The sequence below is a fragment of the uncultured Salegentibacter sp. genome, from assembly GCF_963972535.1.
GTDB lineage: Bacteria > Bacteroidota > Bacteroidia > Flavobacteriales > Flavobacteriaceae > Salegentibacter.
Genome location: NZ_CAXAVR010000087.1, coordinates 1 through 11829, shown reverse-complemented (window position 1 = coordinate 11829; position 11829 = coordinate 1). Strand labels below are relative to the sequence as shown.

The following is an 11829-nucleotide window of genomic DNA, read 5'->3' as shown; positions in this document are numbered from 1 at the left end:
GCAATCCCGTTTATGCAATGTCTTTTACCAGTGGTTTCTTTTGGTCCATCCTCAAAAACATGGCCTAAATGCCCACCACAACGGGCGCAGTGTACTTCGTTTCTTTGGTAGCCTAATTTAGAATCGGTTCCATAAGCAACTCCGCCTTCAATGGGGCGATCAAAACTTGGCCAGCCCGTACCGCTCATAAATTTATGTTCGGTTTTGTAAAGTTCGTTTCCGCAGGCAGCGCAAACAAAAGTTCCGGCTTCTTTTATATCATTTAAAGGACTGGAGAATGCTGGCTCTGTAGATGCTTTCCGTAAAACCCTATATTCTGCATCGGTTAGTTCTGCTTTCCATTCTTTATCAGTTTTGGAAACTTCAAACTCTTCCTGTGCTTTTTGATTTTTCTCCTGTTCTTTTTGGGCATTACCCTGGCAGCTCATCACAAAGACGGCGAGTAAAATTGGTATTATCTTTTTCATTGCTTTTTTAATTTAAATAGCTACTTATATTTTAAGGGAATAGCCATTTCTAAAAACCCTGGATGGGTTTTTTCTTTTAAAAGTACAAAGATTATACCGCGATGAACGTTGTGATTTTGTTAATTACTTTAGAGTCGCCCAATATACGACGGTGTCCTAAACCTTTTGTTATAAAAAGTTCGCTGTTTTCTAATGCCTTGTGAATATCGTAAGCCGAAGATATTTCTACATCTACATCATCCTCATCGTGAACAACAAGAGTAGGTACATTTACCTCTTTAGCCGAAATTGCTCCTGAATAGCTGTCCATATCAATATCAAATTTTTTATCGAAATGAGCTTTCATTTTATCGGCAACCTTACGGTTCATTTTAAGGTTTCGCGCAAATTCACGGGTTATGTGGGTAATACTGTTGGCGGTGCCTATTATTACCAGTTTTTTTGTGTTCAACCCTTCTTTTACAGCTCTAAGCGTAGCCATACCCCCAAGTGAATGACCAATCACAGCTTCAAATGGACCATATTTTTCATTTAAAAACTGAATGGAATCTATAAAATCCAGCATCATACTTTTCCTGCCGGGAGCTTTACCGTGGGCGGGAGCATCAAAGCTAATGGTACTAAAACCTTCAGCTTTTAAGGTTTCAGCTATTTTGGCTAATTGGGTTCCACGGCCACTCCACCCGTGCACCAATAAAATTTTCTTTTTGCTTTCCCCAAATTCATATACCACAATTTCACGCCCGGTTTTTGGAATTTCTGCCCGATATTGTTTAGAAAGTTCATCCATGTTTTTTTCACGCTCTGGCAGCTTATATTTAAATGGAGTTAAAAAAAGTTGCCCAGCAAACCTGCTGGCTACAAAGGGTGATAGTTTAGAGAGTACGTTGCCGGTATATCTAATATAATTAGGTACAAGTAATCTTTGTACCGGGATTTGGTCTTTTTGCTGTTTGTTCATTTTTAATTTTAGGTAATTAAGCCGCAATTTACATATTTCTTAAATGTCCCAACCCGGAAGAAACGGCTATCTACAGGATTATTCTCATTATGGTATTATTTTTGAAAACTGTTAAATGATGCTTAAAGCGATTAATAAGCATTCAAGGCTTTTGTAATTTTAACAAAACTAAACCAAAACATATGAAACTTAAAAAGACAATTAGTGTGATTGCTGTTTTACTGCTCGTGGTAGCATGTAAAACCAATCCATTTACCGGAGAAAAGAATTTGAATTTTGTCTCTAACGATCAGTTATTTCCTGCTTCATTTCAGCAATACGATCAATTCTTGTCTGAAAATGAAGTTATAACTGGCACTGCCGAGTCACAAATGATTAAGCGAACAGGTAATAAAATTGAAACTGCCGCTGAGAGATACCTAAATGCAAATGGGTACCAGGGATTTTTAGAAGATTTTAAATGGGAATATAATCTTGTAAAAGATGATGCTGTAAATGCCTTTGCAATGCCTGGTGGAAAAATAGTTTTCTTTACCGGAATTTTACCGGTAGCTGAAACCGAAACCGGGGTAGCCGTAGTTATGGCTCATGAGATTGCCCACGCCCTTGCCGATCATGGAGCTCAAAGAATGAGTGCAGCACAATTGCAACAATTAGGAGCAGTTGCAGGCTCAGTAGCTGTTAGCGGTAGAAGCCAGGAAACTCAGCAAATTTTTGCACAGGCTTACGGTTTGGGAACACAGTTAGGAGTAATGTTACCTTTTAGCCGAAGCCACGAGACCGAAGCCGATAGAATTGGTTTAACTTTAATGGCAATAGCTGGATATGATCCTTACGAGGCTGCCGATTTGTGGAGAAGGATGGCTGCACAAAGTGATGGCCAGGCTCCACCAGAGTTTTTAAGTACTCACCCTGCTAATGAAACCAGGATAAACAACCTGCAAAAGTGGGCACCTGAAGCTGAAGCCGAAGCTAAGAAATACGGTGTTACAAGTTTCCAATAAAACATAATGTATAAATTATATGAAAAAGCTGTCTTTTAAGGCAGCTTTTTCTATTTTAGGGCTCTTTAAAGATTCTGAATAAATGAATACACTCCCCAAAGGGCATAAAAAATTATTACATGCCTGGGCTTTTTATGACTGGGCGAACTCGGTTTACAGTCTTGTAATTTCTTCAGCTATTTTTCCTATTTTTTATGGAGCACTAACCATTGTAAAAGATGAAGATGGTAGTATCCTGGACGATACTGTAGATTTCTTCGGAATTAGTTTTAACAACGATTCTTTAATAAGTTACGTTACCGCAACTGCTTTTCTGGTAGTGTCTATTTTAAGTCCGTTTTTATCTGGAATTGCCGATTATGTAGGTAATAAGAAGAATTTCTTAAAGTTTTTCTGCTATTTGGGAGCATTTAGCTGCATTGGTCTTTTTTGGTTTAGTCTGGAATTTCTTTGGTTTGGCTTATTGTGTTATTTTCTTGCGCTTATTGGTTTTTGGGCAAGCCTGGTTTTTTATAATTCCTATTTGCCAGATATTGCTTTTCCAAATCAGCAGGATAAAGTTAGCGCGAAAGGATTTTCTTTAGGTTATATTGGTAGTGTGATTTTATTGGTAGTCTGCTTACTAATGATTCTTAATTATGAAACTTTTGGTTTTGAAAGTGAAGCTTTACCTACACGTTTGTCTTTTGTATTAACCGGGGTATGGTGGATTGGTTTTAGCCAATACACTTATGCCTATTTACCAAAAGGAAATAAAAAAGCTGCATTTACAAAAAATGTGCTTTTCAATGGATTTAGAGAACTTCGCGGAATATGGCTCACCCTAAAACATAATACTCAACTAAAGCGATATTTAGCCGCATTCTTTGTTTACAGTATGGCTGTACAAACCATAATGCTGGTAGCAACTTATTTTGGGATAGAAGAATTGGAGTGGGGGGAGCAAGACGCCACAACCGGCTTAATTATTAGTATCTTATTAATCCAACTGGTGGCAGTAATAGGAGCAACCTTAACTTCGAGGCTGGCTATAAAATATGGGAATATTAAAATCCTCATTTTTATAAATTTAATCTGGATCGCTATCTGCGGTTATGCTTTTTTTATAGTGAGTCCACAGCAATTTTATGTGGCGGCTGCTTCGGTAGGTTTGGTTATGGGAGGAATTCAGTCTTTATCCAGGTCTACTTATTCTAAAATGCTTCCAGAAAATGCTATAGATACCGCTAGTTATTTCAGTTTTTATGATGTTTCAGAAAAGATAGGAATTGTGATAGGAATGTTTCTTTACGGAATCGTGGCTCAAATTACCGGAAGCGTTAGAAATTCAATCTTGTTTTTAGTGATCTTTTTTATCGCCGGGGTAATATTGCTGCTAAGGGTACCCATAAAAAATCCCGTCTCGAAAGACAGAATTTAATAATTTTTATTTTTCAATTTATTTCTTCTGAATATTAATTTGAAGAAATTGAACCCGAACCTGAAGTTTTGAAATCCTGGTTTTCAGGGTTTCCTTTGTATTTAATATCTCCCGAGCCCATTACTTTAGCTTTCAATTTTTTATTGGCGGAAATTTGAATGTCTCCCGAACCCATTACTGTAGCTTCCACATTTTCAGCTTTAAGATCATAGGCTTTAAAATCTCCAGATCCGGTAACTTTACAATTAAAGTCCCTGGCTTTTCCTGCTAAAAGGATATCCCCAGACCCGGATACCGCACCTTCCAGATTTTCAACCGCCAGATCTAATTTTATATCTCCAGAACCGGTAAGTTTGGTACTAAAGTTTCTCGCTGTAATTGTTGAAGAATTCCAAAGATCTCCAGATCCTGTTACTTCAACGGCATCTAAGTCTTTAAAAGGAACAGTAACTTTAATGCCATTACTTCTGGAAGGTTTCAAATTATATCCTTTTTCTACCGAAATTTTTAAAGTACCTCCGTTTACTTCAGTAGTGATATATTCCTGCAGGTTGCTTTCGGCCTCTACGGTTAAATTGCCTTCACTGCCAGAAACCAGTTCCACATCCATAGAGCCTACCAGGGAAATTTGGTTATAATCGCCGGTGCTTCTTTTTTCTGAAGTCATTTCGCCGTTTCCTTTTATGGTTTCGCTGCTGCCCCACCATTGCGCCTGCATTGGGGATGATGCGATAAATAATACTGATAAAATTAAGATTAGTTTTTTCATGATTTAAGTTTAATGATTGATGAATTATTTTTAGTTTGTCTATTGTTTACTGAAAGTTACATTTCCATAACTAGTGTTTATAAAAATGCTGTTACCTGAATTTTCTTCAAGATGATATCCTTCAAAAAGCTTGCTGGTATTCTCATCGTGGCGTTTTCTAATTTGCATCTCCTCAAGTCCTTTTGCACTTCCATAAGATGATTTTACAGTAAAATTGAAGGGATGTTCTCTATCGTAACCCAGTTTTATACCGGCATAATCGGTGTTTATTTCTACTTTAGAAACTCCTTTTAAGATCTTTTCTATAGTTGCAGAACCATAATCGAGATTAAGGTCTAAAGATTCGAAAACACGACCAATTTTAGTGCTTAGATAGTCTCCATTACCGACGATTTTTTTTGCTTTTTCAATATTTATACTTCCATAATCACAATTAAAATCGAGCTGGGCTACTTTTTTTATCCTGGATTCAGTATAATCAGCACTAATATTTAGCCTCTCGGCTTCTTCTATTTCATACCCGCTATAATCTGCATTTATCTCCGCATTTTTTACGTAACCGATATGACTGTTTCTGGTATAATCAAAATTAAGCTGGTTAGAATTTCCGCGTAGTTCTCCAATATCAATTTTCGCATAATCGCAGCTAATTTTTGCATTCCCCAGGAGCCGGTCTATGTAAATTCCGCCGTAATCATTTTCTATATCTACGCTGTGTCTTTCAGGCGCTTTAACGGTGTAGTTAATTTCCATATTTACATTGCCAGAACTATTAAAAAGTGAACTCCACCAGGATCTGTCTTCTCTCGTAAAATGGGTTTTGGCACTCACTCCAGATGAAGATTGATTGAATTCTATTCGAATCTCATCCAATTTCTTTTGTACTTTTTCCTCATCGTCTCCATTGGTTTTTATATTCACTTCTATCACCACTTTGTTCTGATTCCAGGTGGAGATATCTACATTCCCGTAGCTGTTGTCTATAGTGAGCAAATCAGTAGCATTCACATTATAAGTTTTTGTGACCTTTTTCTCTTTAGTGTGTCTCCCGTTGAGATCGCCGTGGCAGTAGCTTAAAGCCGGAGCCAGCATCGTTACCATTAATAATTTAAATATAGTTTTCATCGCTTTGGTTTTTTAGGGTTTTAATATTTTCTATTTGCTCAAGTACTTCATTTAATAGATCTATTCTTTGCTGAAAATTGGAGATCATCGCGTAGATAACCCGTTTATCTTTACCACTGTTTTGCAAGTCTTTTTTCAGTTTTTTGTACTCGGTTTCCAGTTTTTCAAGTTGTGTTAGCGCATCATTTACAATAGCTTCGGTTTCCGGGGTGTTTTCAGCTTCCAGGGTTGCCAGTTCTGTTTTTATAAGCTGGGTATAAAATTGCTGGGTTTCTTTCATTTCTGGAGAAACACTTGCCAATTCTCCTGAATTTCTGCGGGTGTTTTCATTAAAAAAACCGGCAAAAACCATAAAAGCTATCGCAAGAATTGCAGCCACCGATAGCATTGGAGCCCAAAGGCTTCTCTTGTGCGGCCTGCTACCCAAAGTTTTGGCGTGGTTATTCTGTTCTTCCAGCTTTTCCAGAAACCTGGTTCTATGGCCTGAAGCAGGTTCTTTATTGTCAAAGTCCAGCTCTTTAAAAAGCTCGTCTATTTTATCTTTCTTCATCTTTTAGCAATTTTTTTCTTAAGCTTTCTTTAGCTCTTGAGATTGTTGTTCGGGAATTGGCATAACTTAAATTTAGTATTTCACCAATCTCTTCGTAATCGTAACCTTCAATTAAGTGCAGCGTTAAAGCAACGCGGTAATTTTCTTTAAGTGAATTAAGTGTTTTTAAAATCTTATCTACTTTTTTACTTTTTGAATCTACTTCCAGGATAATTCCTTCTCCTTCATCTACTTCGTTTTTAAGCTCATCATTATAGGCTACTTCGTTTAATTTTACCTTTTTATTGAAAGCATTAATACTTAGGTTTACCACAATCCTTTTTAACCAGGCTCCAAAAGTTGAAGTCCCCTGAAAGCTATCTATTTTGGAAAAAGCTTTTAAAAATGCTTCCTGCATAATGTCTTCAGCCTCAGCTGTATCGTTTACAATACGCAGGGAAGTATTATACATGGCCTTATAATAGCGCTCGTAAACTTCCAATTGTGCACGCTGGTCATTTTTCCGGCAACGTGCAACAAGATCATTGATATGTGTGATGGTTGGTGTCAATTAAAACTATCTTGTTTCTATACTAAAGATAGCTTTGAATTTGATTTGTTACACTTTTCAGAAAAAAATCTGGAAAAGATGGTGGCACAGGAATTGACTACTTCTAGTAGAAATTGCACGAAAAGTCGCTTAGTTTACTGAGCATAAGGCTTTGCAGAAAAAGAAAAGATTAAGAACCACAAGCTGTTAGTGACAGTTTGACTTAAAATAAATTATGGCTAAAACGAAATTGACGAGTTTTGACAGTTTGTCATTGCAAGATATAGATCAGGATGCAGATTTAATTCCCTTAATGACGCCAGAGGATGAGGAAGAAATAAACAGGGAAGAATTGCCCGATACTTTACCAATACTACCGTTAAGAAATACAGTGTTGTTTCCCGGGGTTGTAATTCCAATTACTGCGGGAAGGGATACTTCTATTAAATTGATTAATGAAGCAAACAACGATTCTAAAATTATTGGGGTTGTTGCTCAAAAAGATGAAGAAGTTGAAAATCCTTCTGCTAAGGATATTTACAATACCGGTGTTGTTGCACGTATTCTGCGTGTTTTAAAAATGCCCGATGGAAATACTACGGTAATTATCCAGGGTAAAAAGCGTTTTGAAATTGATGAAATTGTAAAGGAGGAACCTTACCTAACTGCAAAAATCAAGGAAGTTCCTGAAGCAAGACCAGAATTGGATAACAAAGAATTTCCCGCGATTATAGATTCTATTAAAGAATTGGCACTTCAAATTATAAAAGGAAGTCCAAATATTCCAAGTGAAGCTTCTTTTGCTATTAAGAATATAGAAAGCTCTTCATTCTTAATCAATTTTGTTTCTTCCAATATGAATCTTGCGGTAGAAGACAAGCAAAAATTATTGGAAACAAACGATCTTAAAGATCGCGCCCTGGCTACTTTGCGCCATATGAATATGGAGTTTCAGAAATTGGAACTTAAGAACGATATTCAGAGTAAGGTGCAGAGCGATATGAGCCAGCAGCAGCGTGAATATTTTCTTCATCAGCAAATGAAAACCATCCAGGAAGAATTGGGAGGCGTTTCTCATGAAGATGAAATTGAAGAAATGAAAATCCGCGCCAAAAAGAAAAAATGGGGCGAAAAGGTTCAAAAACATTTTGATAAGGAAATTTCTAAAATGCAGCGGATGAATCCGCAGGTTGCAGAATATTCCATTCAGCGAAATTACCTGGATTTGTTCCTGGATCTTCCGTGGAATGAATTTAGTAAGGATAAATTCGATTTAAAAAGAGCGAAGAAAATTTTAGATCGTGACCACTATGGTTTAGACGATGTAAAACGCCGAATTATAGAATATCTGGCGGTATTGAAACTTCGTAACGATATGAAGTCTCCAATACTTTGTCTTTACGGACCTCCGGGGGTTGGTAAAACTTCACTGGGTAAATCTATGGCCGAGGCATTGGGTAGAGAATACGTGAGAGTTTCTCTTGGTGGATTACGTGATGAAGCAGAAATACGTGGGCACAGAAAAACTTATATCGGTGCAATGCCCGGTAGAATAATCCAGTCGCTTAAAAAAGCAGGAACCAGTAACCCGGTTTTTGTTTTAGATGAAATTGATAAATTGAGTATGGGACACGCCGGTGATCCTTCTTCAGCATTATTGGAAGTGCTGGATCCTGAGCAAAACAGTGAATTCCACGATAACTTCCTGGAAATGGGCTTTGACCTTTCTAAAGTAATGTTTGTGGCCACCGCAAATACTTTAAGTACCATTCAACCGGCACTTAGAGACCGTATGGAAATCATAAATGTTACCGGTTATACCATTGAGGAAAAGGTAGAAATCGCCAAGCAACATTTGCTTCCGAAGCAATTAAAAGAACATGGATTAACCAAAGAGCATATAAAAATTGCTAAACCGCAATTAGAAAAAATTGTGGAAGGTTATACAAGGGAATCCGGAGTTCGTGGATTGGAAAAACAAATCGCTAAAATGGTTCGTCACGCAGCCAAGAATATTGCGATGGAGGAGGAGTACAATGTGAAAGTTACCAACGAAGATGTTATAGAAGTTCTTGGTAGTCCAAGATTGGAACGCGATAAATATGAGAACAATGAAGTGGCAGGTGTTGTAACAGGATTGGCCTGGACACAAGTTGGTGGTGATATCTTATTTATTGAATCTATTCTTTCTAAAGGAAAGGGTAATCTAAATATTACCGGAAACCTTGGGAAAGTGATGAAAGAATCGGCTACCATTGCGATGGAGTATATGAAGTCTAATGCCGAAGAACTTGGTTTAGATCCTTCTATATTTGAAAAATACAATGTTCATATTCATGTTCCTGAAGGTGCTACGCCAAAAGATGGGCCAAGTGCCGGGATAACGATGCTAACTTCTCTGGTTTCCCTGTTTACGCAACGGAAAGTGAAGAAAAGTATTGCGATGACTGGAGAAATTACCCTAAGAGGAAAAGTACTTCCGGTTGGAGGGATCAAGGAAAAAATCCTTGCTGCCAAACGTGCTCGTATTAAAGAGATTATTCTTTGTAAGGAAAACGAACGCGATATAAAAGAGATTAAAGAAGATTATTTAAAAGGACTTACTTTTCATTATGTAAATGAAATGAGCGAAGTTATAGATCTTGCGATTACCGATGAAAAGGTGAAAAACGCCAAGACCCTTTAATACTTAAGCTGTCTAAAGAGCCTTATTTTTAAAACGTCATTCTGAATTTATTTCAGAATCTAACACGATGCAACTGTTTTCAAGTTAGGAATTGCATCAAGTCTAGAATGACGTCTAAAATAAAGGGGGTTTTTTAGACAGCTTTTTTAATTCTAATACTTAAAGTTTCAGAAAACTATCGCTTTGCCTAATTTTGCCTTCCATATTGAAATTAAATTATGAGTAAGAAAATAACAATTGCCATAGACGGTTATTCTTCAACAGGAAAAAGTACCGTAGCGAAGCAACTTGCGGCAGAACTCGGGTATGTATATGTAGATACCGGCGCTATGTATCGCGCGGTGACCTTATACTTAATGCGTAAAATGATTGTCACCGATACCAATTTTGACGAAGAAGCCATTTTAAGGCAATTACCTTTTATTAATATCAGCTTTGTTTTTAATAAAGAAGTGGGTTATGGGGAAGTTCATTTAAATAATGAGAATGTTGAAAAGGAAATCAGGTTGATGGAAGTTTCCCAACAGGTGAGTAAAGTGGCAGCTGTGCCAGATGTTAGGAAGATGTTGGTTAAAATTCAGCAGGAAATTGGCAAAAATAAAGCGGTAGTGATGGATGGCCGTGATATTGGAACTGTTGTTTTTCCTGGCGCCGATTTGAAGCTATTCATGACCGCTTCAACCGAAAAACGTGCAGAGCGCAGATATGACGAATTAAAGGGGCGTGGGGATGAGGTTAAATACGAAGATGTGCTGGCTAATGTTAAAGAAAGGGATTACCTGGATACCACCCGCGAAGACTCTCCTTTAGTAAAAGCTGAAGATGCTATAGAGATCGATAATTCAGATATGAATTTGGAGGAACAGTTTGAAAAAGTATTGAAACTGGCCAAAGAAAAAATTGAAGAATAAGCATTCTGTTTTTAAACTAATTAGGGTTTGTGAAAAGAAAAATAAGTTGTATTTTTGCAGCCCTTTTTGGCGAAGAATCGGAAAATCAAAAGGGGTTGGAAATCAAAACCATAATTACTTCTGTGTTTTATTTGCTTAATTTTTCCGAAGAATACAGGATACAAATTTTTTATCAGCAATGGCTGAAGACAAAAAAAACCAGGACGTTCAGGACGAAAATCTTGAAGTTCAACCGGTAGCTGGAATGGCTACTTCATCGCAACCCGCTCCTACCGAGCAGCAGGAAAACCCTGAGAAATTTCTTGAAGAATTTAACTGGCACAATTATGAAGAGGGAATTGACCCTATTGATGATGAGAAGTTAGAAGAATTTGAGAAATTAGTTGCAGAAAATTTCGTAGACACTTTAAATGACGAAGTTGTAAAAGGAAAAGTAATTAATATTACAGATCGTGATGCAATTATAGACATTAACGCAAAAAGTGAAGGCGTTATTTCCCTTAACGAATTTCGTTACAATCCAGATCTTAAAGTTGGAGACGACGTTGAGGTTTTGATTGATGTTCGTGAAGATTCAACAGGACAATTAATCCTTTCTCACCGTAAAGCTCGTGTAATTCAGGCCTGGGATCGTGTGAACAAAGCTCACGACGAAAGTCTTATCGTAAACGGTTTTGTGAAATGCAGAACTAAAGGTGGTATGATCGTAGATGTATTTGGAATTGAGGCATTCTTGCCAGGTTCTCAAATAGACGTGAAGCCTATTCGTGATTACGATGCTTATGTTGGAAAAACAATGGAATTCAAAGTTGTGAAAATCAACCACGAATTCAAAAACGTTGTGGTTTCTCACAAAGCGCTTATTGAAGCCGATATCGAAGAACAGAAGAAAGAAATTATCGGTCAGCTTGAAAAAGGTCAGGTACTTGAAGGTACTGTTAAAAACATCACTTCTTACGGAGTATTTGTTGATCTTGGAGGAGTTGACGGACTTGTTCACATTACCGACCTTAGCTGGTCTCGTATCAACCATCCAAATGAGATCGTTGAACTTGATCAAAAACTAAACGTGGTAATTCTTGACTTTGATGAAGCTAAAACAAGAATCCAACTTGGTCTTAAGCAATTAAGCAAACACCCATGGGAAGCTCTTGACGAAAACCTTAAGGTTGGAGACAAGGTAAAAGGTAAAGTAGTTGTAATCGCAGATTACGGTGCATTTATTGAAGTTGCCGATGGTGTTGAAGGTCTTATCCACGTTTCTGAAATGTCCTGGAGCACGCACTTGCGTTCAGCTCAGGATTTCGTAAATGTTGGAGATGAGGTTGAAGCTCAAATTTTAACTTTAGACCGTGAAGACCGTAAAATGTCTCTTGGAATTAAGCAATTAACTCCAGACCCATGGAC

11 protein-coding genes are annotated in these 11829 nt (G+C 37.4%); 5 read left to right on the top strand and 6 right to left on the bottom strand.

From position 1 onward, the window contains the following. Nucleotides 1-467: peptide-methionine (R)-S-oxide reductase MsrB (msrB, locus tag AACZ30_RS10420; RefSeq protein WP_339649225.1), on the bottom strand; the 467-nt coding region annotated here is incomplete at its 3' end. Nucleotides 468-558: 91 nt separating this feature from the next. Next, nucleotides 559-1428 carry an alpha/beta hydrolase gene (locus AACZ30_RS10415; RefSeq protein WP_208225918.1) on the bottom strand — a complete coding sequence of 290 codons (870 nt, stop codon included), beginning with the start codon at nt 1426-1428 and terminating at the stop codon, nt 559-561. 182 nt (nt 1429-1610) lie between these two features. On the opposite strand from AACZ30_RS10415, the gene AACZ30_RS10410 reads away from it, so the two are divergent. Together AACZ30_RS10410 and AACZ30_RS10405 are read left to right on the top strand one after the other, a co-directional pair. After that, on the top strand, nt 1611-2432 hold the full coding sequence (locus tag AACZ30_RS10410; protein WP_208225917.1) for a M48 family metallopeptidase: 822 nt from the start codon (nt 1611-1613) through the stop codon (nt 2430-2432). Nucleotides 2433-2514: 82 nt separating this feature from the next. Next, on the top strand, nt 2515-3852 hold the full coding sequence (locus AACZ30_RS10405; RefSeq protein WP_339649222.1) for an MFS transporter: 1338 nt from the start codon (nt 2515-2517) through the stop codon (nt 3850-3852). A 34-nt stretch (nt 3853-3886) separates the two neighbouring features. Here AACZ30_RS10405 and AACZ30_RS10400 read toward each other — a convergent pair whose 3' ends face one another. From AACZ30_RS10400 to AACZ30_RS10385, 4 genes are read right to left on the bottom strand one after another with little or no spacing between them, the layout of a single operon-like run. Continuing rightward, the gene (locus AACZ30_RS10400; RefSeq protein WP_339649220.1) at nt 3887-4621 is read right to left on the bottom strand and encodes a head GIN domain-containing protein; all 735 of its coding nucleotides are present in this window, start codon (nt 4619-4621) and stop codon (nt 3887-3889) included. 39 nt (nt 4622-4660) lie between these two features. Beyond that, a complete protein-coding gene (locus tag AACZ30_RS10395; RefSeq protein WP_339649219.1) occupies nt 4661-5746 on the bottom strand; it encodes a hypothetical protein in 1086 nt (361 codons plus the stop codon). Next, nucleotides 5730-6296 (bottom strand): DUF4179 domain-containing protein, encoded by a 567-nt coding sequence (locus tag AACZ30_RS10390; protein WP_208225913.1) that lies wholly within the window; start codon nt 6294-6296, stop codon nt 5730-5732. Before AACZ30_RS10390 ends, AACZ30_RS10395 begins: the two co-directional genes overlap by 17 nt. After that, entirely contained in the window at nt 6283-6846 is a 564-nt protein-coding gene (locus AACZ30_RS10385) for an RNA polymerase sigma factor (protein WP_339649215.1), read from the bottom strand. The genes AACZ30_RS10390 and AACZ30_RS10385 overlap by 14 nt, the downstream gene beginning before the upstream one ends. Before the next feature lie 214 nt (nt 6847-7060). On the opposite strand from AACZ30_RS10385, the gene lon reads away from it, so the two are divergent. The 3 genes from lon to AACZ30_RS10370 form a co-directional block, all read left to right on the top strand. Further along, on the top strand, nt 7061-9511 hold the full coding sequence (gene lon / locus AACZ30_RS10380; protein ID WP_339649213.1) for an endopeptidase La: 2451 nt from the start codon (nt 7061-7063) through the stop codon (nt 9509-9511). 218 nt (nt 9512-9729) lie between these two features. Further along, nucleotides 9730-10422 (top strand): (d)CMP kinase, encoded by a 693-nt coding sequence (gene cmk / locus AACZ30_RS10375; protein WP_339649212.1) that lies wholly within the window; start codon nt 9730-9732, stop codon nt 10420-10422. A gap of 178 nt (nt 10423-10600) precedes the next feature. Further along, nucleotides 10601-11829: S1 RNA-binding domain-containing protein (locus tag AACZ30_RS10370; protein ID WP_339649210.1), on the top strand; the 1229-nt coding region annotated here is incomplete at its 3' end.